At 71.3% G+C, this 22,461-nt stretch carries 22 protein-coding genes and 1 riboswitch; of the genes, 7 read left to right on the top strand and 15 right to left on the bottom strand.

What is annotated here, in order from left to right; genetic code table 11:
• Window positions 1–1,154 precede the first annotated feature (1,154 nt).
• Genes ACFQU4_RS06550 through serS form a run of 3 tightly spaced genes read right to left on the bottom strand, consistent with a single transcriptional unit; the run spans window position 1,155 to window position 3,930 of the window.
• A complete protein-coding gene (locus ACFQU4_RS06550) occupies window positions 1,155–1,781 on the bottom strand; it encodes an HAD family hydrolase (protein WP_377488374.1) in 627 nt (208 codons plus the stop codon).
• A gap of 23 nt (window positions 1,782–1,804) precedes the next feature.
• The gene (locus ACFQU4_RS06545) at window positions 1,805–2,644 is read right to left on the bottom strand and encodes an HAD family hydrolase (protein WP_377488371.1); all 840 of its coding nucleotides are present in this window, start codon (window positions 2,642–2,644) and stop codon (window positions 1,805–1,807) included.
• 5 nt (window positions 2,645–2,649) lie between these two features.
• A complete protein-coding gene (gene serS / locus ACFQU4_RS06540) occupies window positions 2,650–3,930 on the bottom strand; it encodes a serine--tRNA ligase (protein WP_377488368.1) in 1,281 nt (426 codons plus the stop codon).
• Window positions 3,931–4,034: 104 nt separating this feature from the next.
• On the opposite strand from serS, the gene ACFQU4_RS06535 reads away from it, so the two are divergent.
• On the top strand, window positions 4,035–5,741 hold the full coding sequence (locus ACFQU4_RS06535; protein ID WP_377488365.1) for a diacylglycerol kinase family protein: 1,707 nt from the start codon (window positions 4,035–4,037) through the stop codon (window positions 5,739–5,741).
• Here the strand turns inward: ACFQU4_RS06535 and ACFQU4_RS06530 are convergent.
• Both ACFQU4_RS06530 and pheA read right to left on the bottom strand, forming a co-directional pair.
• Window positions 5,722–6,603 carry a DUF2510 domain-containing protein gene (locus ACFQU4_RS06530; protein WP_377488362.1) on the bottom strand — a complete coding sequence of 294 codons (882 nt, stop codon included), beginning with the start codon at window positions 6,601–6,603 and terminating at the stop codon, window positions 5,722–5,724. The two genes, ACFQU4_RS06535 and ACFQU4_RS06530, sit on opposite strands and share 20 nt — an antisense overlap.
• Window positions 6,604–6,637: 34 nt before the next feature.
• Entirely contained in the window at window positions 6,638–7,558 is a 921-nt protein-coding gene (pheA, locus tag ACFQU4_RS06525) for a prephenate dehydratase (RefSeq protein WP_377488359.1), read from the bottom strand.
• Between the two features lie 78 nt (window positions 7,559–7,636).
• Between pheA and ACFQU4_RS06520 the strand changes: the two genes are divergently transcribed.
• The 3 genes from ACFQU4_RS06520 to ACFQU4_RS06510 are packed head-to-tail and all read left to right on the top strand — an operon-like array spanning window position 7,637 to window position 11,081.
• On the top strand, window positions 7,637–8,251 hold the full coding sequence (locus ACFQU4_RS06520) for a TetR/AcrR family transcriptional regulator (protein WP_377488356.1): 615 nt from the start codon (window positions 7,637–7,639) through the stop codon (window positions 8,249–8,251).
• Entirely contained in the window at window positions 8,248–8,931 is a 684-nt protein-coding gene (locus ACFQU4_RS06515) for an ATP-binding cassette domain-containing protein (protein ID WP_377488351.1), read from the top strand. The genes ACFQU4_RS06520 and ACFQU4_RS06515 overlap by 4 nt, the downstream gene beginning before the upstream one ends.
• A gap of 2 nt (window positions 8,932–8,933) precedes the next feature.
• The gene (locus ACFQU4_RS06510; RefSeq protein ID WP_377488348.1) at window positions 8,934–11,081 is read left to right on the top strand and encodes a YhgE/Pip family protein; all 2,148 of its coding nucleotides are present in this window, start codon (window positions 8,934–8,936) and stop codon (window positions 11,079–11,081) included.
• Here ACFQU4_RS06510 and ACFQU4_RS06505 read toward each other — a convergent pair.
• Both ACFQU4_RS06505 and ACFQU4_RS06500 read right to left on the bottom strand, forming a co-directional pair.
• Entirely contained in the window at window positions 10,969–12,657 is a 1,689-nt protein-coding gene (locus ACFQU4_RS06505; protein WP_377488345.1) for a hypothetical protein, read from the bottom strand. The two genes, ACFQU4_RS06510 and ACFQU4_RS06505, sit on opposite strands and share 113 nt — an antisense overlap.
• Window positions 12,654–13,418, bottom strand: coding sequence for a glycosyltransferase family 2 protein (locus ACFQU4_RS06500; protein ID WP_377488341.1), 765 nt, complete (start codon window positions 13,416–13,418; stop codon window positions 12,654–12,656). Before ACFQU4_RS06500 ends, ACFQU4_RS06505 begins: the two co-directional genes overlap by 4 nt.
• A gap of 84 nt (window positions 13,419–13,502) precedes the next feature.
• On the opposite strand from ACFQU4_RS06500, the gene ACFQU4_RS06495 reads away from it, so the two are divergent.
• Window positions 13,503–14,705: an arginine deiminase gene (locus ACFQU4_RS06495; protein WP_377488338.1), complete on the top strand. Its 1,203-nt coding sequence runs from the start codon at window positions 13,503–13,505 to the stop codon at window positions 14,703–14,705.
• Window positions 14,706–14,737: 32 nt separating this feature from the next.
• On the opposite strand, the gene ACFQU4_RS06490 is transcribed toward ACFQU4_RS06495, so the two are convergent.
• Both ACFQU4_RS06490 and ACFQU4_RS06485 read right to left on the bottom strand, forming a co-directional pair.
• Entirely contained in the window at window positions 14,738–15,556 is an 819-nt protein-coding gene (locus ACFQU4_RS06490) for a glycerophosphodiester phosphodiesterase (protein ID WP_377488335.1), read from the bottom strand.
• Between the two features lie 98 nt (window positions 15,557–15,654).
• Window positions 15,655–16,551, bottom strand: a complete 897-nt coding sequence (locus tag ACFQU4_RS06485; RefSeq protein ID WP_377488332.1) for a LysR family transcriptional regulator ArgP — start codon at window positions 16,549–16,551, stop codon at window positions 15,655–15,657.
• An 82-nt stretch (window positions 16,552–16,633) separates the two neighbouring features.
• Between ACFQU4_RS06485 and ACFQU4_RS06480 the strand changes: the two genes are divergently transcribed.
• Window positions 16,634–17,251, top strand: coding sequence for a LysE/ArgO family amino acid transporter (locus ACFQU4_RS06480; protein ID WP_377488799.1), 618 nt, complete (start codon window positions 16,634–16,636; stop codon window positions 17,249–17,251).
• 11 nt (window positions 17,252–17,262) lie between these two features.
• On the opposite strand, the gene ACFQU4_RS06475 is transcribed toward ACFQU4_RS06480, so the two are convergent.
• Genes ACFQU4_RS06475 through aat form a run of 5 tightly spaced genes read right to left on the bottom strand, consistent with a single transcriptional unit; the run spans window position 17,263 to window position 20,150 of the window.
• On the bottom strand, window positions 17,263–17,616 hold the full coding sequence (locus ACFQU4_RS06475; RefSeq protein ID WP_377488329.1) for a DUF2185 domain-containing protein: 354 nt from the start codon (window positions 17,614–17,616) through the stop codon (window positions 17,263–17,265).
• A 12-nt stretch (window positions 17,617–17,628) separates the two neighbouring features.
• A complete protein-coding gene (locus tag ACFQU4_RS06470; RefSeq protein WP_377488326.1) occupies window positions 17,629–18,006 on the bottom strand; it encodes a rhodanese-like domain-containing protein in 378 nt (125 codons plus the stop codon).
• Window positions 18,003–18,863 carry an Fpg/Nei family DNA glycosylase gene (locus ACFQU4_RS06465; RefSeq protein ID WP_377488324.1) on the bottom strand — a complete coding sequence of 287 codons (861 nt, stop codon included), beginning with the start codon at window positions 18,861–18,863 and terminating at the stop codon, window positions 18,003–18,005. Before ACFQU4_RS06465 ends, ACFQU4_RS06470 begins: the two co-directional genes overlap by 4 nt.
• A gap of 36 nt (window positions 18,864–18,899) precedes the next feature.
• Window positions 18,900–19,400, bottom strand: coding sequence for a hypothetical protein (locus ACFQU4_RS06460; RefSeq protein WP_377488321.1), 501 nt, complete (start codon window positions 19,398–19,400; stop codon window positions 18,900–18,902).
• 45 nt (window positions 19,401–19,445) lie between these two features.
• On the bottom strand, window positions 19,446–20,150 hold the full coding sequence (gene aat / locus ACFQU4_RS06455) for a leucyl/phenylalanyl-tRNA--protein transferase (RefSeq protein ID WP_377488318.1): 705 nt from the start codon (window positions 20,148–20,150) through the stop codon (window positions 19,446–19,448).
• Window positions 20,151–20,239: 89 nt separating this feature from the next.
• Between aat and ACFQU4_RS06450 the strand changes: the two genes are divergently transcribed.
• The gene (locus tag ACFQU4_RS06450) at window positions 20,240–20,935 is read left to right on the top strand and encodes a hypothetical protein (protein ID WP_377488314.1); all 696 of its coding nucleotides are present in this window, start codon (window positions 20,240–20,242) and stop codon (window positions 20,933–20,935) included.
• A 7-nt stretch (window positions 20,936–20,942) separates the two neighbouring features.
• Here ACFQU4_RS06450 and ACFQU4_RS06445 read toward each other — a convergent pair whose 3' ends face one another.
• Complete coding sequence (locus ACFQU4_RS06445) at window positions 20,943–22,142, bottom strand: amidohydrolase family protein (protein WP_377488311.1); 1,200 nt, start codon at window positions 22,140–22,142, stop codon at window positions 20,943–20,945.
• Between the two features lie 91 nt (window positions 22,143–22,233).
• A riboswitch (cobalamin riboswitch) is annotated at window positions 22,234–22,369 on the top strand.
• Window positions 22,370–22,461 lie beyond the last annotated feature (92 nt).

Here is a 22,461-nt window from a genome sequence, read left to right as displayed (position 1 = left end):
CGATCACGACCCGCCCGAGAAACCCTGACCCGGCCCGGCGACTGCGGATCGCCTGGGTGCTCGCGCTGGCGGCGTCGGTGGGGGCCGCCGTCGTCGGCGTGGTGTGGCTGACGGTGCCCGGAAGCTACCCGTACGGACGCAACGATCTTGTCCGGACCGGGCTCAACCACCTGATCGAACGCGAGACCGGGGCGGTGATCGCGCTGGCCGCGGCGACGGTCGGCGTCGTGATCGCCGCCCTCGGGCTGGCACGACCGCGGTCCCGGGTGCTCACCATGATCGCCGGCCTCGGCGCCGGGGCCGAGGCGCTGTGTTTCGCGTTCCTGCTGGGCGATGGCGCGGTGCTGGCCGCGCTGGGGTACGTGATCGCGCTGGCCGCCCCGGCCGCCGCGGTGGTGATCATCGTGCTCGTGGCTCGCCGCTCCCCGAGGCTCGGCCTCGCCATCGTGGCGGCGGGGCTGGTGCTCGGAGCCGCGGCAGCGGTCTCGGGCCTGTTCGGTGCCGCCGCGACCTATCTCGGCAGCCTCGCCACCGGCTTCGGCCGCTACGAACTCCGGCTGCTCTGGCCCGTCGGCTGGCTGACCGGCGCCGCGTGTTGGGCGATCGCCGCGGCCGGAACGCTGGTCGGCACCCGGATCGACGAGCGCCCGCCGTCCTGGACGAGGCCGGAATCGGCCGCCCGGTGGGGTCGGGTCGCCACCCTCGTCGCGGCGATCGGTCCGGTCCCGTACGGGCTCGCCCGGTTGACCTGGCTGACGCCGTGGCCGTTGGGCGGACCCGGAGTGGAGGAACTCGTGATCAGCCGGCCGCTGGACGCGGCCACCCGCCTGCAGGGGTTCCTGTTCGCACCGGCCGTGGCAGTCGGGGTGATCCTCACGCTCGGGTTGATCAGCCGGTGGGGCGAGGTGTTCCCGCGGTGGATCCCGGTGCTGGCCGGGCGGCCGGTCCCGGTGCTGTTGGCGGTGATCCCGGGCGCGCTGGTGGCCGGGGTCGTCACGATCTCGGCTCCCGGCATGGTGCTCGGCCCGATCCTGGAGAACAACCCGGCCGACCTGGCCTACTCCCTGGTCGCCTTCCCGTTCCCGGTCTGGGGTCCGATGCTCGGTGCGGCCGTGCTGGCGTACTGGCTGCGCCGGCGCCCGGTGTCGATGGGATCAGAAGACGAGGTCGGCCATGGAGGTGATGATCTTGTCGGCGGCCGCCAGCCGGTCCGGCGGGGTCACCCCGGCGTAGCCGATCACGGTCATCCCGGCGGCCTTGCCCGCCTCGACCCCGTACGGGCTGTCCTCGACCACCACGCAGCGCTCGGGTGAGACGCCCTGCTCCCGGGCGGCGTGCAGGAACAGGTCCGGGAACGGCTTGCCGCGCCGCACGTCGTCGGCGCTGTAGATGTTGCCGGCGAAGCGGTCGTAGAGACCGACGGTGCGCAGGGTGCGCTCGATCCTCGGGTGGGCGCCGCTGGAGGCCACGCAGGACGGCAGCGTGAGGGCGTCCAGGGCTTCCCGGATGCCGGGCACGGCGGTCAGCTCGGCACCGAGCCGGGCGAACAGCCGCTCGTGGTAATGATCTTCGAACTCGGCCGGCAGCGGGCGGCCCAGCTGCGGCTCGACAAGATCACGAACGTGCTGCAGGGTGCCACCGAGATAGCGGTGCACGCTGTCCTCGAAGGTGGTCGGCCAGCCGTAGCCGGTGAGCAGGTCGGCCAGCACCTGGTTCGCGATCGGCTCGCTGTCCACCAGGACGCCGTCGTTGTCGAAGATCACCAACGCGGGTTCCGTCACGGGCACCGACGGTACCCGACGACTCAGCCGAACCAGCGGTCGAGTTCGTTCACGGTGCCGCCGTCGTCGAACCGGTCGGTCACCGCGTCCGCCGCCTCGCGGACCTCGTCCGGCGCATCGCCGAGGGCCACGCCGCGGCCGGCCCAGGACAGCATCTCGACATCGTTGCGGCCGTCGCCGAGGGCGAGCACCCGGTCCGCGGACACGCCGAATTCGGCGGCCACGTCGGTCAGCGCGGTGGCCTTGTTGACGCCGACCGGGGCGATGTCGATCCAGGCACTCCAGCCGACGTAGTAGGTCACGCCGTGCAGGCCGAGGTGCTCGGCCAGCGTCAGGAACTCCTCGTCGGAGCGGCCCGGCTCGCGCACGATCACCCGCGTCACCGGGCGGGCGGACAGCTGCTCCGGCGTCTCGATGATCATCTCGCCGGTCAGGTCGCCCTCCGGGAAGTGGTCGGTCACCCGGTAGCCGCGGCCGACCTCCTCGACCGCGATCAAGGTCGTCGGCGAGAAGTCGCGGACCTTCCTGATCACGTCCGCGGGGTCGAACGTGACGGTCTTGATCACTTCCTGCGGCGGATAGCGCACCACGACCGCGCCGTTGGACAGCACCGCGGGACCGGGCGGCAACTCCAGGTAGTCGAACAGGTCCCGGGTGCCGTGCCAGGACCGGCCGGTTGCCAGCACCACCGGCACGCCGGCCTTGACCACCCGGCGCACGGCGTCGCGGACCGAGTCCGGCATCCGGCCGTCATGATCGACAACGGTGCCGTCGATGTCCAGCGCCACCAACTCCGGCCGCCAGTCGGCGGGCAGCCGACGGCGGTCGCGTCGCCACAGCGACGAGAGGAACCTGGATTTCACCGTGACTATCCGGTCCGGACCGGGGTGAATTCCGTACGGCCGCCGAGATACGGCTGCAACGCCGCCGGGATCCGTACCGAACCGTCCTGCTGCTGGTGGTTCTCCAAGATCATGATGATCACCCGGGTCATCGCGCACAGGGTGCCGTTGAGGGTGGCGACCGGGCCGGTGCCGGCTTCGAACCGGGCCCTGATGTTGAGCCGGCGGGCCTGGAACTCGGTGCAGTTCGAGGTCGACGTGATTTCCCGGTAGCGCTGCTGGCTGGGCACCCAGGCGTAGCAGTCGTACTTCCGCGAGGCGCTCAGACCAAGATCACCGGCGGCCAGCTCGAGCACCTGGTACGGGATCTCCAGCGACTCGATGAACTCCCGCTCCCACTGCAGCATCCGCTGGTGCTCGTCGGCGGCGTCGGCCGGATCGCAGAAGCTGAACATCTCGATCTTGTCGAACCAGTGCACCCGGAAGATGCCCCGGGTGTCCTTGCCGTGCGACCCGGCCTCGCGGCGGAAGCTCGGGCTGTAGCCGGCGTAGCGCAGCGGCAGCTTGTCGGCGTCCAGGATCTCGCCCGCGTGGTACGCGGCCAGCGGCACCTCCGAGGTGCCGACCAGGTAGAGGTCGTCGGCCTCGAGCCGGTAGACGTCCTGGGCCGCCTGGCCGAGGAACCCGGTGCCCTCCATCGCCTCCGGCTTGACCAGCGACGGCGGGATCACCAGCGTGAAGCCGTTCTTGGTCGCCGAGGCGACGGCGTGGTTGACCAGGGCCAGTTCGAGTTCCGCGCCCTGGCCGGTCAGGTAGTAGAACCGCGAGCCCGAGACCTTGGCGCCGCGCTCCAGGTCGATCGCACCGAGCAGCGAGCCGAGTTCGACGTGGTCGCGCGGCTCGAAGCCCTCCGCCGCGAAGTCCCGCGGGGTGCCGTGGGTCTCCAGCACGACGTAGTCGTCCTCGCCGCCGGCCGGGACGCCGTCGGCGACCACGTTGCCGAACTGGGCCATCACGCTGCGATACCGGTTTTCCGCCTCGGTCGTCGCGGCGTCGGCCTTCTTGACCGCGTCGGCCAGTTCCTTGGTCCGGGCCAACAGCTTGGCCTTCTCGTCGCCGGTGGCCTTCGGGATCTGCTTGCCCAGGTCCTTCTGCTCGGCCCGGAGCGCCTCGAACTCCGCGATGGCGGTGCGGCGCTCCTCGTCGGCCCGTACCGCGTCGTCGACCAGGGACTCGGACTCGCCTCGGGCACGTTGCGAGGTACGAATCCGGTCTGGGTCCTGACGAAGCAGTTTGGGATCGAGCATGGCGCCAGCCTAGCCGGGCCGGCCGGCGGGAAGCAGGTCGTTTACCACCGCGTCGAGGACGCGTCGACTGCACGAATTGTTGACCGGTCGGCGATTATGGGCGCGTGCGCCGGCCGCCTTCCATTTCGTCGTCCGCGATCACCGCGAGCATCCTCGTGGCGTTCGTGGTCTGGACGGCTCTGGTCAGGTACTGGCCGCCGATCGCGGCGTTCGACCACCGGATGGCCGCGCCGCACCTGGAACTGATCTCGCCGGTGGCCCAGATCGCTTCCGCGGTGGCGATCCTGACCTGGCCCGGCGTCCCGTACGCGATCCTGCTGGGCATCGCCGTCTGGGCGGTACGCCAGCGGCTCCGGCAGCTGGCGCTCGCGCTGGCGCTGACGGTGATCCTCGCCTGGGGCGGCGCGTATCTGCTCAAGCTCTGGCTGGGCCGGCCGCGGCCCGAGGACGCGCTGCCGCTGATCACGGCCAGCGGGCTCTCGTACCCCTCCGGGCATGCGGTCGCCATCGTCGCGTTCACGGTCGGCATCGGCGCCACCCTGCTGGTGACCCGGGAGCGGATCGCGACCAAGTTCGGCTGGCTGCTCGGCGGCGCGGTCGTGGTGCTGACCGTCGGCGTCGACCGCTGGCTGCTGTCCGCGCACTACATCTCCGACATCGTCGGCGGAATGCTGTACGGCGCCTTGGCGGCCCGGCTGGCGCTGATGATCGCGGGCGTCGCGATCCCGGCGCCGCACGACCTGGTCACCGAGATCGTCCGGATCCGGCGGCCGGCCGAACCGGGCCGGCCTCGGCGCTGCGCGGTGATCTACAACCCGGCCAAGGTGACCAACTGGGAGGTGTTCCGGCGCCGGGTGCACTACGAGCTGGCCAACCGCGGCTGGCAGGACACGCTGTGGCTGGAGACGACCAAGTCCGACCCGGGCCGGGCGCAGACCGCGCGGGCCGTCGAGGAGGGCGTCGACCTGGTGCTCGGCGCCGGCGGTGACGGGACGATCCGGGTCATCTGTGCCGGGCTGGCCAACTCCGGCATCCCGTTCGGCCTGATCCCGGCCGGCACCGGCAACCTGCTGGCCAAGAACATCGGGATCCCGCTGGACGAGGACGAGGCGCTGCAGGTCGCCCTAGACGGGGCCGACCGGCCGATCGACCTGGTCAAGCTCACCATCGACAACCGGACCGTTGATCATTTCGCCGTGATGGCGGGGATCGGGATCGACGCGGTGATCATGGAGGCCACCAACCCGGACCTCAAGAAGGCGGTCGGCTCGGCCGCCTACTTCGTGTCGGCGGCGAAGAACGCCGGGCATCCCGCGCTGCACGCGACGATCCAGGTCGACGACGACCCGCCGCTGCGCCGGCGGGCGCACGTACTGGTGATCGGCAACGTCGGTTTCCTGCAGGCGAACATCCCGCTGATCCCGGACGCGGCACCGGACGACGGGCTGCTGGACGTGCTGATCGCCTCGCCGCGCGGGGTCAGCGACTGGGTGAAGCTGACCGCCCGGGTGCTCACCCGGCAGCGCCGTACCGATGATCAACTGGACCGGATCACCGGCCGCCGGGTGACGATCACGGTCGAGGAGCGGGACCGCTACCAGCTCGACGGCGACACCGAGGGCGAGTGCAACCAGCTGATCGCCGAGGTCCTGCCCGGTGCGCTGCTGCTGCGGTCGCCGCACGGGTCGTGGCCCGCTGCCGCCGCGAGTACGCCACGGCCGGCGATCATGGCGGCCGAGGCGGCGCCGGCGGACGAGGCCGAGTCGGCTCCCGTACCGGAGCAGCAGCCGGTCAGCGAGAGCGAGCGGTGAGCGACTTGAAGGCGGCGTCGCTGGCGGCGACGATCTCCTTCGGCGCGTCGTTCGGGTAGTCCGAGTAGAAGACCACGTGCTGGCCGGAGTCGGCGAGCTTGATCACGACGAACGTGATCGTGGAACTGGTGGAGGGCAGCTTCGGCACCCGGAAGCCCACGGTGCCGGTGACCTTCATCGCCTCGTCCGGCGGATCGGTGATCCCGGCCAGCGGCTCGGCCTTGAACTTCGGGTTGATCAACTTCACGTTCTCGTACCCGTGCAGGCCGAGCTGGCTCAGCACCTTCTGGCAGGTCCCCTTGAGGTCGTCCTTGACCACCAGTTCGTCGGGGACCAGGCCGAAGCCGGTGTCCGCCAGCCAGCTGCGGTCGTCGATGTACTGCTCGTGCACCGCGAAGTCACAGGTGAAGCCCTGGTCGCCGCCGCTGCGCAGCTGGCCGAGGTAGTCGGAGCAGTCGTACGGGGCGCCGGGCAGGTTCATCCGGACCTTGCCGGCGAGGTAGCCGGGCACCGTCTGGTCGTAGAGCACGACGGCCGCCTGCTCCTTCTTCGGCGGCGGGTCGATCGCCGGGCCGGTGGGCAGCCGGTCGGTCGTGATCGAGACGGTGATCCCGAGCAGGACCACGGCGAGGATCACCACGCCGATCGTGATGCCGACCGCGAAGGGCAACCGGATCGCCGGCTGGTCGTGACCCGCCTCGGCGTAGGCGTCGCCAGCCGACAGGTCCGCGGTCTCCTCGGTCGCCGGAGCCGGGGCCTGCTGGTCGTCGCTCAGCCAACGCGTCCAGTTCGCACCGTCCCACCAACGGTAGGACTCCGTGTTGCCGCTGGGGTCGGCATACCATCCCGGCCGGTCAGTCACGGCACCAAGGATAGGGGTGTCGGGATCAGAGCTGTCACGAGCGACGAAGCCGAGCGAGCCAGTCGGCGGCCTCGCGGTAGGCGACGTCGGACGTGCCGCCGCGGACCACCGGCTGCATCCCGTCGGCCCGCGGATAGCTGCCCAGGAAGACCACCCGGGCCGAGATCCGGTGCAGACCCATCAACGCCTCGGCGACCCGGGCGTCGTCGACGTGGCCCTCGGCGTCGACCGAGAAGCAGTAGTCGCCAAGGCTCTTCTTCGTCGGCCGGGACTCGATCCGGCACAGGTTCACGCCGCGGCTGGCGAACTGTTCCAGCAGTTCCAGCAGCGCGCCCGGGTGGTCGTGCCGCATGAACAGCACCATGGTCGTCTTGTCCGCGCCGGTCGGCGGCGCGATCGGGCCCGGCCGGCTGACCAGCACGAACCGGGTGATCGCGTCGGGGTTCTCGCCGATCCCGGTCGCGACCGCGGTCAGGCCGTGCAGGTCGCCCGCGATCCGGGCGCAGATCGCTGCGTCGTACGGCGAATCGGGGCGGGCCACCTCGGCGGCGGCCGCGGCGGTGGAGCCGTCCTCGGTCAGTTCGGCCTGCGGCAGTTCCCGGGCCAGCCAGCTCCGGCACTGGGCGCCGGCGTGCGGATGGGTGATCACCCGCCGCACCTCGGCCAGCGTGGTGCCCGGCCGGACGAACAGGTCGAAACTGACCGGCAACAGCACCTCGCGGGTGATCACCAGCGGGTCGCCGTAACAGAGGTTGTCCAGGGTCGCACTGACGCCGCCCTCGACCGAGTTCTCGATCGGCACCAGTCCGGCCGCGACCGCCCCGTCCCGGACCGCGTCCAGGGTGCTCGGCACCGTCGGGTACGGGATCGCCGGCGCCGGCTGGGGCAGGGTGAGCAGGGCCTGGTGGGTGAACGTCCCCTCCGGGCCGAAGTAGCCGTACGGAAGCTCGGACACGGCCACACCCTACCGGGGGTTGGCCTTCCTGGGCCGATCTCGATACTCTGGGTATCGACACTGCGGAAGGGAGGCCCGATGGCATCGGAGGTTCGCGCCAGACCGCCGCGCCACGAGGTGCGGGACCGGGTCCTAGAGCACGCGGCGGCGGCATTCCTGCGGGACGGCTACGCCGGGGTGAAGGTGATCGACATCGCCACCGCGGCGGGGTTCACCAAGGGCGCCGTCTACTCCAACTTCGGCGGCAAGCCGGGGCTGTTCAGCGCGGTCTGGTCGGAGCGGTTCGAGGCGATCGCCGGCTTCGCGCTGGGCCGCTCCGCCTTGATCCGGTCCGGTCGGCCGCGGGACGAGATCCTGGCCGAGGTGGCCCGGGAGTTGGCGGTACGGCTGACCGAGGCGCCCGGCTGGGCCACGGCGCTCGGCGAGTTCCGGCTGCTCGCGGTCCGCGATCCCGAGGTCGCCCGCACCTACGCCGAGCTGTCCGCGCGGCAGCTGGACGGGCTGGCCGGACAGCTGCGCGAGCACGGCGACGCGATCGGGCTCCCCCGCGACTTCGATCACGCCGTCGCGGCGTACCTGATCCTCACCGCGGCGACCGGGCTGGCCCTGGAGCACGCCGCGGCCCCGCGGGTGACCGACCGGGGCCGGATCGAGCACTGCCTGGCCGAGTTGTTGATCAAGGTGCTCCGGTGACCGCGGCCGAGGCCGTACCGGAGCCGGACGCGTTCCTGGAGGCGCAGCTGCTGTCCTTGATCACCAAGGAGGGTCCGGTGTTCCGCGATCTCGGGTTCAGCGTGCCGCGGGGCGGGCTGGCCGTGGTCGCCGGGCCGTCCGGCTCCGGGCGGTCCGCACTGCTGCTCACCCTGGCCGGCCGGATGCGCGGCTGGACCGGCGCGCTGCGGGTCGGCGGCCGGGACGCCGCCCGGGAGTCCCGGGCGGTCCGCCGGATCTCGTCGGTGGCCCGGATCGACTCCATGATCGATCTGGAGCCGCAGCACACCGTCGGCGAGGCGGTCACCGAGCGGGCCTTGATCGACACCGTCGCACCGCGGTCGGCGGCCATGATCATCCACCGGTCCGCCCGCGAGTACGGGCTCCGGGTGGACGAGAACACGCTGATCGGCCGGCTGCCCGCGCTGGACCGGGCGATCCTGACCGCCCTGCTGGCGACGGTACGGGCCGCCGACCTGGTCGTGTTCGACGACGCCGACCGCGGCCTCGACCCGGCCGAGCAGTCGACCCTGATGTCGGTGCTTGCGGGCCTCGGCGAGGACTTCACCACGGTGGTGGCGAGCACCGTGCACGCCGACGCGGCGCCGGCCGGGGCCACGCTGATCCCGCTGACCCGCCCCGATTCCCCCGAAGAGGACTGATCATGCCGTTCCCGATCACCGGACTGGCCCGGCTCGAGTTGCGCCGGTTCCGCGGCCCGCTGCCCAAGATCGCGTTGATCTTCGTGCTGATCGTCCCGCTGTTGTACGGCGCGATCTACCTGACCGCCAACTGGGATCCGTACGGCAGGCTCGATCACCTTCCGGTCGCCCTGGTGAACAACGACAAACCCGTGACCTACAACAAAGAGAAGGTCGCCGCCGGCGCCGACTTTATCGACAGCATGCACGAGAAGGCGACCTTCGACTTCCGGGACGTGGACGAGGCGGAGGCGGAACGCGGGCTGCGCGAGGGCGACTACTACCTGGCGGTCGTGGTGCCGCCGGACTTCTCGGCGAACCTGATCAGCGGCGCCGGGGACGACCCGCGGCGCGCGGTGATCATGCTCCGGCGCAACGACGCGAACGGCTTCGTGATCGGCAGCATCACCAACAGCGCCCAGAACACCATTGCCCGCGCCGTCGACGAGTCGGCGGTGGCCAGCTACTTCGACGCCGTGTTCGCCAACCTCGCCACGATCAGGTCCGGCATGATGCAGGCCTCGGACGGCTCCGGCCAGCTCGCCGACGGCGCGAAGTCGGCCGGCACCGGGGCGGGCAAGCTGGAGCAGGGCTCCGCCGACGCCGAGTCCGGGGCGGCGAAGCTGAACACCGGGGCCGGCCAGCTCGCCACCGGGCTGAAGTCGGCCAAGCAGGGCTCCGCCGACCTGGACCGCGGCCTTGATCAACTCGAGTCCGGCTCGGCCGACCTGGCCGACGGCGCCGGGCAGGTCGCCGACGGCACCCAGAAGCTGAACGACCGGTTGCTGCCGATCCTGGACGGCGTCCAGAAGGTGCTGACCCAGGTGCAGCAGGACGCCCAGGCCGCGGCCAAGCCGCTGGATGATCTTGCCGCCGGACTGGCCGGGAACGAGAAGTCGATCAGCGACGACCTCGACCAGGCCGGCGCCGCCCTTGATCAACTGCAGTCCGACCACCCGGAACTGGCCCAGGACAAGAACTTCCTGGCTCTCACCGCGCGCCTGGAGCAGGCCGGCGCCCGGACCGAACGGCTGGCCGGCCGGGTCACCGACGGCGCCGACCGGATCGCCGCGATCAACCGCCGGGTGGCCGAGGACACGACGGCGAGCGAGCGACTGAAGTCGGCCCGCGGCGACCTGATCAAGCTCAACGACGGCGCGCACCAGGTCGAGGACGGCGCCCAGGAACTGAACCGCGGCATCGTCAAGGCGAACTCCGGTGCCCACACGCTGGCCGGCGGGATCGCCGACGCCTCGGCCGGTGCCGACCAGCTGGCCACCGGGACCGGCGACCTGACCAAGGGACTCGGCACCCTGCACCAGGGCCTGACCGACCTGACCGGAGGACTCGGCGATCTTCAGGCCGGCGCGGTCAAGCTCCATGATCAACTGAAGAAGGGCGCCGACCGGATCCCGGCCTACTCGGCCGGCGAGCAGGACGAGGCGATCCAGGTGCTCTCGTCGCCGGCGGACGTGACGATGCGGGTGGACAACCCGGCCACCTACTACGGCCGCGGGCTGGCGCCGATGTTCTTCGCGATCGCGCTCTGGGTGTTCGGCATCTCGGTGTTCCTGGTGGTCCGGCCGATCACCGCCCGGGCTCTGGCCGGCCGCGGCAGCCCGCTCCGGCACGCCCTGGCCGGCTGGCTGCCGATCGGCGCGATCGCCGTCGTCGGCGGCTGGCTGATGGTCGGCGTGGTGTGGCTCGCGCTCGGCCTGGACCCGGTCCAGCCGTGGCCCTTCCTCGGCCTGGTCACGCTGGCCGCGATCTGCTTCTCGGCGATCGCGCACCTGCTCCGGACCGCGCTGGGCACGCCCGGCTCGTCACTGCTGCTGGTCTGGCTGATCCTGCAGCTGACGTCGGCCGGCGGCACCTATCCGTCGCCGGTGCTGCCCGGGTTCTTCGCCGCGATCGCGCCGTACATGCCGATGACGTACCTGATCGACGCGTTCCGGATCACCATCTCCGGCGGCGAGGTGAGTCACCTGATCCGGGACGTCATCGTGCTGGCGGCGGTGGCCGTTCTGGCGTTGGGGTTGTGCGCGCTGACCGTACTGCGGCGCCAGCGGTTCTCGATGCGGGACTTGCACCCGCCGCTGGTCTCGCCCTAGACCGGGGCGCGCCGACGAACCGGTCCAGCCACGGCAGCGACCCGGGTCTGGCCCGTCGGACCGCCCACAGGATGATCGCGATCAAGATCAACAGCTGGATCACCGGGGACACGTTCTCCCGGACCCTGGTCGCGACGAAGTCGAGTTCGGGCCCCATCGGCAGATCACGCCCCGGTACGAACGCCAGCGACAGCGGCACGCCGCGCAAGATCATCAGCAGGTCGAGCTTGCTCGGCGCCAGCACGGCCAGCGGCATCCAGGCGATCAGGTCGTACCAGGAAAGGGTGTAGGTCGAGGTGACCAGCCAGGCGACCGCCAGTAGGACCGACGTCCGCAGGGCGACGGTGAGCGGATCGGTGCGCGGGTTCGCGTCCCGGGACAGCCCGGGCGCGGCGGTCCAGGGCAGCACCCGGGACAGCAGCCAGACCACGAGCACCATCAGCGCGTAGCAGACCAGGTTCAGCGCGACCTTCTTGATCGCCGGCGGTCCCTGGAACAGCCCGAACAGCCGGAACAGCAGGTCCGGCCAGGAGCCGACCGAGACGTACGTGGTGTTGTTCAGCACCCGGATCAGGGCGGTCGGCTGCCAGACCACGTAACTGAGCGCCATCGGGATCGAGGCGCCCAGGCAGAGCAGCAGCGCCTTCTTCGGTTCCTTCCGGTACGCCCACAGCATGGCGACGCCCCACAGCCCGATGCTCAGCTTGGCGCAGCCGGCCAGGCCGATCCCGATCCCGGCGCCGAACGGGCTCTTCCGCATCAGCAGCAGCCCGCCGACCGCGAACATCACCGACATCGCCTCGTTGTGACCGCTGGACACCACCGCCCAGATCAGCAGCGGGTTGGCCACCGTGAGCAGCGCCGTGCGGGCCTGCCGGGTCTTGTCGCCGTGGGCCAGCACGACCATGCCCGCGCCGGCGAGCAGGAACGGCACCACGACGAACACCTGCAGCCAGAAGACGATGTCGTGCAGGTTCTCGCCGCCCATGATGTTGGCGGCCCACTGGGTCCAGGAGGTGATCGGCCCGTAGACGCTGACCACGTCCCACCAGGGCGGCTCGATCTGGTGCAGCACCGGGTCGTAGACGGTCCGGAAGACCTCCGCAGGGGTGGTGTCGTACGGGTTGTGGCCGGTCACCTGCAGCCGTCCGTACGCCGCGTACATCAGGATGTCGGCCGAGGTCATCGGCGGCACCAGGATGGTGGCCAGGCTGAGCCCCGTACCGAGCCCGAAGATCTTGCGGTGATCCGGGCGCCAGCCGCGGGACAGGGCGCGCAGGGCGATGGTCAGGCCGACCCCGCCGACGATGATCACCGCCCAGATCATCGTGGAGACGACCCATTCGTTGGGCTTCGGACTGCCGTCCGGCAGGTACCAGGGCGGCAGCAGGCTGGACCGGGCGCCCAGGGTCAGGGTGACCGCCGACGGGCCGAGGAAGCCGGTGATCAAGGTCAGCACCGTGGCGCCGATGATCATGGCCAGTGCGATCCGGTGGTCACGGTGCCAGGCGTCGGGAACGTAGCCGGCCGGCCCGGCGGTCTTCGATCCCGCCGGTTTCTTGATTGCTCGGGTCATCGCTTGAACCGCTTCAGTATTCCTTGAATTCCGCCGGACTCCTTGAACTCGGACAGCCCGGCCTGCACCAGGCCGCGCGCGGCCAGGGCCCGGGTCACCTCGGCCAGTTGGACGGCTCGGTCGAACCGTTCGGTCAGGTCGAGCGAGGACTCTCGCCGGGGCCGGTCGAGTTCGACCTCCTCGACGGTCAGGCCGGCTCGCCATACGTCGACGAGCATGCTCACCGCGCCGCCCCAGCCGGCGGCCAGCGGGCTGGTCAGCTCGAACGCCCGCCGGGTCAGGCAGCGTTCGACGGCGAGCGGGGCCCGCGGTGTCCAGCCGGTCAGCTCGGCGATGCCACGCATCGCGGCCGTCTCGGGTACGCCCGGAGCGGCCGCCTCCCCCGTGGGTACGGCGATCGTCAGGTCGGCCCGGCCGGACCGGATCGGCTCGACCAGCGGAGCCAGGTCGGCGGGCTGGGCGCCGGTCGCGGAGAGCAGCAACAGGGAGGCGGCCTCGGAGCGGCGGTCCCGCTGTTCCAGGATGCCGAGGGCGTTGACCGCGGACTCCATCGCCGCGGCCCAGCCGCGGGCCCGTTGATGGGTGACCACGATCGCCCCGGCGGCGCCGGCGTACTTGGCGGTCTCGTCGGCGCTGCCGTCGTCGCAGACGATCACCGGGTCGATTCCCGGCAGCGCTGCGGCGGCCCGGACGCAGTCGGCCACCTGCCGTTGTGCGTCCTTGGCCCAGATCACGCAGGCGATCGGTGTCCGGGAAGTCACAGGGCAAGGTTAGTGGTTTCCTGCTGGTCGCCGCGCGTTCGGATCCGAAGCCCGGCGCCGCGGGCGGGAGTAGGGTCAGGCGCTATGGCCGAGAACGTTGATCAGCGCCCGGTCGGCGTACGGTCCGAGGTGGGTCGGCTGCGCACCGTACTGCTGCACCGGCCGGGGCCGGAACTGCGGCGGCTGACCCCACGGAACAACGACGCGCTGCTCTTCGACGGCATCCCGTGGGTGAGCCGGGCCCGCGAGGAACATGACGCCTTCGCCGCGGTGCTGCGGGAGCGCGGCGTCGAGGTGCTGCACCTGGAGCAGTTGCTGATCGAGACGCTGGCCCAGCCGACCGCGGCCGCCGACGCGATCGACGGCGTCCTGACCGATCTCCGGCTCGGTGATCAACTTCGCCGCCAGCTGCGTGATCAACTCGTCCAGCTCGGCCCGGAGGAGCTGTCCGGCGTGCTGATCGCGGGCCTGCGGAACGACGAGCTGCGGGCCACCGGGCTGGTGTCGTCGCTGCTCGCGGCCGAGGACTTCCTGATCGATCCGCTGCCGAATCTCCTGTTCACCCGGGATTCGAGCGTCTGGGTCGGCGACCGGGTGGCGGTCACCTCGCTGGCCATGCCGGCCCGGCGGCGGGAGACCCAGCTGACCGAGTTGATCTACGCGTTCCACCCGCGCTTCGAGTCCGTACCGCGGCTGCACGGCTGGGCCCGGGAACACCTGGAGGGTGGCGACGTGCTGGCCCTGGCGCCCGGCGTGATCGCGGTCGGCGTCGGTGAGCGGACCACGCCGGCCGGCGCCGAACGGTTCGCCCGGACCGTTTTCGATCATGGTCTGGCCGAGCAACTGCTGGTCGTACCGATCGATCAGAACCGGGCCACCATGCACCTGGACACGATCTGCACCATGGTCGACGTGGACGCGGTTGTGATGTATCCCAACGTGGCGGACCGGCTGTCCGCGATCCCGGTCCGGCCCGGCGACGGCCGCGAGTTGATCATCGGCGAGCGGGCCCCGTTCCTCGAGGCCGCCGCGACGGCGATGGGCATCGACCGGCTGCGGGTGATCGCGACCGGCCTCGACCCGGTGACCGCGGAACGCGAACAGTGGGACGACGGCAACAACACGCTGGCGATCGAGCCGCGGGTCGCCATCGCGTACGAACGCAACGTCGAGACCAACTCCCGGTTGGAGGCGGCCGGCATCGAGGTGATCACCCTGTCCGGCTCCGAACTCGGCTCCGGCCGAGGCGGCCCCCGCTGCATGTCCTGCCCGGTCCTCCGCGACTGACCCCGCAACCGGTCACCGGCCGCGCGTCAGGGTCAGGCTCGGGCCGGAGTGTTCAGGCGGTCCAGGGCGCGGTCGGGGAAGTCGGTGGTGAGGCCGTCGACGCCGAGCGAGAGGGCGAAGTCGATGTCGTCGGGCTCGTTCAGGGTCCACGGGTGGACCTGCTTGCCGTGCCGGTGGGCGCGGGCGACGAAGTCCGGATCGGCGCGCAGCATGGCGAGGTCCGGGCCGAACGCCTCGATGCCGTCCGGCAGTTCGCCGGTCTCGTAGTCACCGAAGTCGAACTGCTGCAGGTAGGTCCGTTCCAGCTCCGGCAGCAGCCGGCCGACCTTGAGCAGCGCCTCCATGGAGAAGCTGATGATCCGGACCGGAGCGCCGGCCCGGGTCCAGCCGTAGTCGGCGAGCATGGCGGCGACCCGGTCCTCGGTGTCCAGGCCGCGCGGGTTCGGGTGCTTGGTCTCGATCGCCAGGGTCACGTCGACGCCGCGCTGCCGGGCCTCGTCCACCATGGCCAGCAGCTCGGCGAGCGTGATCAGCATGCGCTGTTCCTCGGACGGGTTCTGCGTCTGGCGGGACCCGAAGTCGAGCGCCTTGAGTTCGGCGACCGTGAACTCGAAGGCGATGCCGGTCGTGGTGGCGGTCCGGTCGACCCGGCTGTCGTGCAGGCAGATCAGCTGGTCGTCGGCGCTGAACTGGACGTCGCACTCGAGGCCGAGGCGGGTGCCGGTCTCGCCGGCCCAGTCGATCGCGGCGCGGTACGCGGCGATCGTCATTTCGGGCTGGCGGCCGGAGAATCCACGGTGAGCGAAGAGCTGGTGGGATTGCGGCCGGGCCGCATGCACCGGTGAAATCACGGCGATCAGTCTGACACATCCGCGCCAGGGGGCTCGCCGAGCCTGGTCGGAGTTGGACGAATGGTCACGGACCCTTCCGGATCGTACGACCGCGCCGTTCACCGAAGCGCAACCGAGGCCGCCTCGACGATCGCCTCGCTGACCAGGTCGAGCGCCGGCGACGGCAGCCGCCACCGCTGCCAGTAGAGCGCGACGTCCAGGTACGCCTTCGGCTCGGGCTGGATCACCGAGCCGTCGGCCAGCAGCGGCCGGACGTCCGGCTCCGGCAACAGGCCCCAGCCCATCGACAGGGTCACCGCCCGGGCGAACTCGGCCGACGACGGCACGTAGTGCTGCGGCGGCCGGAGCCGGCGCCGGGTCCGCCGGCGCAGGTAGCGCAGCTGCAGGTCGTCCTTGTGGTCGAAGGCCAGCAACGGCGCCCGGGCCAGGTTGTCCACGGTCAGCCCGCCGGGCAGCCAGCGCTCGGCGAAGTCGGGGCTGGCCACCAGCAGGTAGCGCAGCCGGCCCAGCCGGCGGACGCTGCAGCCCTGCACCGGATCGGCGATCGCGGTCACCGCCGCCATCACGGAGCCGGCCCGGAGCAGCTCGACGGAGTGCTGTTCGTCCTCGCGGTGGATATCGAACCGCAGCCCGTGCCGGTCGGCCAGCCGGGCCAGCGGCGGCAGCGCCCAGGTGGCCAGCGAGTCGGCGTTGATCACGATCGGGATCTCGGCCGACTGCCCGTGCTCCGGGTCGGCCGGGCCACCGAGTTCGGCCACCGCCTCCTCGGTGAGCAGGGCGGTCTGCCGGGCCAGCCGGGCCAGCACCTCGCCGGACTCGGTCGGCCGGACCGGCTTGCTGCGCAGCAGCAGCACCCGCCCGGTGCCGACCTCGAGCGCCTTGATCCGCTGACTCACCGCGGAGGGTGTCACCTGCAGCCGGCGCGCGGCCGCGTCGAACGTGCCCTCCTCCAGCACGGCCAGGAAGGTGGTCAACTGCTCGAACTGGACCTGCATCCCTCGACATTAGCAATGGTGATGATTCTTCAGAATCTTTAGCTGGTACGAGTTCGGTCGGGAACCTAGATTCGGTCGGGTGATGCACACCGCAGCCGCCGGATTCGGCATGGGCCTGTCCCTGATCGTCGCGATCGGGGCGCAGAACTCGTACCTGTTGCGCCAGGCGATCAGCCGCGAGCGGGCCGGCGTGGTCGCGGCGATCTGCATCGTCTCCGACCTGGTGTTGATCTTGCTCGGGATCAGCGGCATCGGCGTGATCGTCCAGCAGGCGCCGGTGATCATCGACGTGATGCGCTGGTGCGGCGCCGCCTTCCTGATCGGGTACGGAATCCTGGCCACCCGCCGCGCCCTGGGGCCGCGGCAGACGCTCGACGCCGAGACCGGCGGCTCGGCTTCGGCGACCCGGGTGATCATCACCGCGCTGGCGCTGACCTGGCTGAACCCGCACGTCTATCTGGACACCGTGCTGCTGCTCGGCACCGTGGCCAACACGCACGGGCCGGACGGCCGCTGGGTGTTCGGTGCCGGCGCGATCGTAGCCAGCGTGCTCTGGTTCCTCACTCTGGCGTTCGCCGGGCGGCTGCTCCGGCCGGTGTTCGCCAAGCCGCTGACCTGGCGCCTGCTCGACGGCGCGATCGCCGTGATCATGTTCGGCCTGGGCGGTTCCTTGATCTTCTCCGGGCTCGCCGCAGCGTGAGAGGCGCTCGTTCAGTCGCGGTACTGCGGTGGGACGAAGAGTGCCTCGGTCGGGAGCTCCCGGCCGGTGTCGGTGTCGACGATCTTGATGCCCTGACCTTCATCGACGAGCTGCAGGTCGGAACCGACCGGCAGGTCCCAGATCCCGATCAGCGCCGGCTCGATCTCGCAGACCTGGTTGTAGTCGACGATCTTGAGGTTCGCCGCGTCCGCCAGGTACTCGCTGGTGTCGACGTCGGAGAAGATCCGCCAGCCGTTGTCGGCGGAGGCTCGTGACTCCTCACGCACCATCCACCTGACCCGGCCCGCGCCGGACAGCACGTTGGTGCTGGTCAGACACGCGCCGGCGCCGGGGATGAACTGCACCGCTGACGCCGGCTAGCGGGTCAGGGCGCGGCCGGAGGACTGCCAGGCGTAGACACCGCCGGCCAGGTTGACCGCCTCGCGGCCCTGCGCGGCCAGGTAGCTCGCCGCCTGGGCGGACCGGGCGCCGACCGCGCAGACGCAGACCACCCGGTCCGGCACCTCGTCCAGCCGGGCGATCAGCTGGTCCAGCGGCAGGTGCTGCGCGCCCTCGATCCGGCCGTCGGCCCATTCGCCGTCGGTTCGTACGTCCAACAGGGTCCAGCCGTCCCGTACGTGCTGGTCCACCTGGTCCGGTCCGATCTCGATCATGTCCACCCGCCCATGATCACCTGTCTTCCGGGAAAAGCGGAACTTGATCATGGACCAGATCGCGGCGAGATAGGCCCTCATTTGAGCAGCTTCGACAGTCGGCGGTCGGCGAGCTTCTTGCCGCCGGTCTGGCAGGTCGGGCAGTACTGCAGCGACGAGTCGTGGAAGGACACCTCGGCGATCGTGTCGCCGCAGACCGGGCAGGTCTCGCCCTTGCGGCCGTGCACCCGCAGCCCGGCCTTCTTCTCCCCCTTGAGATCCTTCGCGGCCAGCCCCTCGGCCCGTTCGATGGCGCCGGCCAGCTCTTCCTTGATCGCCGTGAAGAGCCGGTCCCGTTCCTCGTCGGTGAGCGTGTTGGCGCCCTTGAACGGGCTCAGCCTGGCAACGTGCAGGATCTCGTCGGAGTAGGCGTTGCCGATCCCGGCGATGATCTTCTGGTCCCGCAGCACGCCCTTCAGCTGGGACCGGCCGGCGCGCTGCAGCAGATCGGCGAACACCTCGGCGTCGAACGCGTCCGACAACGGGTCCGGGCCGAGCGTCGCCACATGCGGGATGCTCGACGGGTCGGCGGTGACGTGGACGGCGAGCTTGCGCTGGGTGCCGGCTTCGGTCAGCTCGAACCCGGAGCCGTCGTCCAGCCGGAACCGCAGCGCCAACGGACCCTTGCGAGGCGGCGGCTTGTCCGAGACCTCGTCCTTCCAGCGCAGCCAGCCGGCCCGGGCCAGATGGAACACCAGGTGCAGGCCCTGCGCACCGATGTCGATGAACTTGCCGTGCCGCTCGACGCCGTCGATCTCCAGCCCGGACAGGGCGGTCAGCGGCGGATCGTACGTCTTCAGGGCGCTGAACGCGACCAGGTCCACCCGGGCGATCGTCCGGCCGACGCAGACCGGCCGCAGGAACCGTACGAGGGATTCGACCTCAGGCATCTCCGGCATGACACCAAATCTATTCGCCGGGACCGACGAATGGGGCTAGACGAGCTCGAGGCGGTGTTCGGCCCAGCCGGCCACCTTGTCCAGCCGGTGCGCGGGCAGGCCGCCCATCGGGGACAGCGCCAGCCCGTCGCCGCCGAACATCCGGCTCACGATCGGGTCGTCCAGTTCCGCGGCCATGTCGCTCAGCTGGATCCGGACCGGCAGGAACTTGCCGTTGCCGTCGGAGTCCTCGACCACGATCCGGGCCACGTCGGTCCACGGGATCACCAGCCGCGACTCACCGCTGCCGAGCACCACCCCGGACCGGGCCAGGCCCACCTGGACGGTCCGGCCGCGGACGCCGAGCCAGCCGATCCCGCCCAACGCCAGCGCCAGCACGATCGCCATCATCGCGACCGCGCCGGAGATCGCCGGCTGGGTGGACCGCAGCCAGATCGCGACGTACACGCAGGTCACCACCCCGGCGACCGCCGCGGCCGCGAAGACGACCAGCAGCACGTCGAGGGGCTCGACCTGGCCGGACCAGAACCGGTTCAACCGGACAGTCTTCCGCTCGTCCTGCACTGGCCGGATGTTAGTCCGTCACCGGCTCGGCCGGGCGGCGGGTGCCTCCGGAGTGAACACTCCGGCCCGCCAGACCGGCGGCGTGAGCTGCAGCGCCGCCGGCAACCGGTCCAGATAGTCGGCCCGATCCAGCTCGACCACGCCGAGCGTGGCCAGGTGATCCGTCTGCCACTGCACGTCCAGCAGCCGGCTCTCCTCCGGCCCGGCGGCGCGGAGCAATTCGACCAGCCCGACCAGCGCGGCCTTGGACGCGTCCCGGCCGATCTCGGCGTCATGGAACATCGACTCGCCGGCGAACAGTCCGCCCAGGCCGACCCCGTAGAGGCCGCCGGCCAGCCGGTCGTCAAGGGTCCAGGCCTCGACCGAGTGGACCACGCCGGCCCGGTGCAGCTCGGTGTAGACGGCCCGGATCTCGCCGTTGATCCAGGAGCCCTCGCGGCTCGGGTCGGCGCACCGGTCCAGCACCGCGTCGAAGGCGGTGTCCACCCGGATCTCGTACCGCTTGAGCATCTTGCGCAGGGAACGGCTGACCCGGAGTCCGTCCAGCGGCAGCACCCCGCGCCGGACCGGGGAGAACCAGCCCATGGTGCCCCGGCCGATCGGCATCGGGAACACGCCGGTGCGGTAGGCCGCGACGACCAGTCCCAGGTCGAACCCGTGCGAGTACCCGATCAGGTCCTCGTCCGGCCAGTCCGCCGGAGGGCCGAACGGCGACGGCTGCATGCCCCCGATTGTGCCGCCCGGGCGCGGGCGACGTGCCGTCACCCCCGTGGACGTACGCTGGTGGTGATTTTCGTGGCCCGGGAGGTCGGATGCCGTCAGCGCAGGAGTTCGGTCGCAACATCGCACGCTCGCTCGAACCGATCCGGACCCAGGGTCCGCAGGCGGCGGGCGGCGTGCTGCGCCGGGTCGTCGAGGCGGCGATCGACGGGATCGGCCGGCTGCCGAGCGCCAAGCATGCCGCCGGGAAGCACCTGACCAAGTGCGCCGGGTACGTCGACGACGCGGTCGAGTCCGTGATCGAGTCGCACGTCATGCTCGGCTCCGCCCAGGGCTTCGTCACCAACATCGGCGGGCTGGCCACGCTGCCGGTCGCGCTGCCGGCGAACCTGACCGGCGTCGCCGTGGTCCAGGTCCGGATGGTCGCCGCGATCGCCCACCTGCGCGGGTACGACCTCGACGATCCCCGCGTCCGGACCGCCCTGCTGATGTGCCTGCTCGGCGGCGAACAGGTCGCCAAGCGGATCGCGGAGGGCAAGTTCCCCACCTCGCCGCTGGCCGTCGCCACGGCCCCGGTCTTCGACCCCACGCTGGACGCCGCGGTCGCCCAGGCCGTCGTGTCCGGGCTGCTCGCCGCGGTCGGCGGCCGCAACCTGGCCCTGCTCGTGACCAAACGGATCCCGCTGATCGGCGGCGGCGTCGGTGCCGTGATGGACGGCGTCGCGACCCACCAGATCGGCAAGTACGCCAAGACCGAACTGGTCCGGCGCCGCGCGCTGCAGGCTTGATCCGGGTTCAATCGGCGAGCCGGGTGCCCCGGACGAAGACGGCGCGCACCCGCAGCAGCGCGGCGAGATCCTCCAGCGGGTTGCCGTCGACAGCGACCAGGTCGGCGTCGTAGCCGGGTGCCAGCCGTCCCTTCCGGTCACCGAGTCGGCACACCTCCGCGGCGATCGAGGTTGCAGCCGTCAGGGCCGCCAGCGCTGACGGGCCGAGGTCGGCCAGCTGGGCGACACCGAGCGGCAGCACGTCGTGCGGCTTGATCGGTGCGATCCCGGCGTCGGTGCCGATGACCACGAGCGCGCCGGACGCCACGATCCGCCGCACGTTCTCCATCAGCGCGGGGATCCGGGCCACGATGTCCGGCGGCGGAGCGACTCCCGGCACGTTGGCGATGCCGAGCGTCAGTCCGAGCTGCACCCGCAGCGTGGCCAGTTCCCGGAGCAGCTCGTCCGACGGCCGGTCCACGCCGTCGGTGGTGAGGAACGAGGCGTGCTCGAGCCCGTCCACCCCCGCGGCGAGCGCGTCCAGCACGGGTTGGGTGCCATGGGCGTGGGCGGTCACCGGCAGGCCGAGCCGGTGCGCCTCCTCGACGACCGCACGCAGGTCCGCCGGCGAGAACTGCGGCCGTTCGGAGTGCGTGCCCGGCGTGAGCTGGCCGCCGCTGGCCATCACCTTGATCACGTCGACGCCGCGGTCGGCCCGCTGCCGGACCGCTGCCCGTACGCCCTCGAGCCCGGACGCGGCCCCGCCGAGGAAGTGGCAGTGGCCGTTCGGCGTGGTCAGCGGCGGACCGGCGGCGACGATCGTCGGGAGCGTCGGGTCCGTCGCGGCCCGTGACCGCAACTGCAGGCTCAGGTAGTCCCGGTCGCCGAGGTCGCGGACGGTCGTCACCCCGGCCCGGACCGCACACCGGGCGGCCGCGGTCATCGCCGTCAGCACGGCCTCGTCGTCGCGCTCGGCGAGCCGCGCGACCACATCGTCACTGGCGTCGAAGCACAGATGGACGTGGGTGTCGATCAGGCCGGGCAGCAGCGTCGCGCCGGCGAACTCGACGACCGTCGCGCCCTCCGGCGCGGCGGTGCCGGAGGTGATCTCGACGATCTTGGTCCCGTCGAGCACGACGCAGGGGTCGGCGATCAGCGTGCCGCTCGCCCCGTCGAACAGCCGGGCGGCGCGTACCGCCACGAGCCTCGTCGGCGCCGGTGAGGTCATGGTCCTATTAGGCGCCCGGTTCGGCGGTTCCGTGGTGAGATCACCGAAAGAACCGGTCGCGACGCGCATAGGGTGTTGGGTGCGGCTGGACAAGGGAACCCGGTGCGAATCCGGGACTGCCCCGCAGCGGTATCAGGGAACGACCGCCGTCACCAAGCACTGGGCTCCGGCCTGGGAAGCGACGGCCAGTAGGTGGGTCCGCCCCGTGCCCTCGAGTCCGAAGACCTGCCAGCCGTCCGCCCGGCGCCCGCCTGGCGGAGGTGACGATCCCGAGGGAGGGTCGGCCGGAAGCTCTTCCGGCGCTGCCCTCCTCCGGCGG

This window comes from Microlunatus sp. GCM10028923 (assembly GCF_042666975.1).
Classification (GTDB): Bacteria; Actinomycetota; Actinomycetes; order Propionibacteriales; family Propionibacteriaceae; genus Microlunatus.
This window is presented reverse-complemented; position numbering and strand designations above follow the sequence as displayed.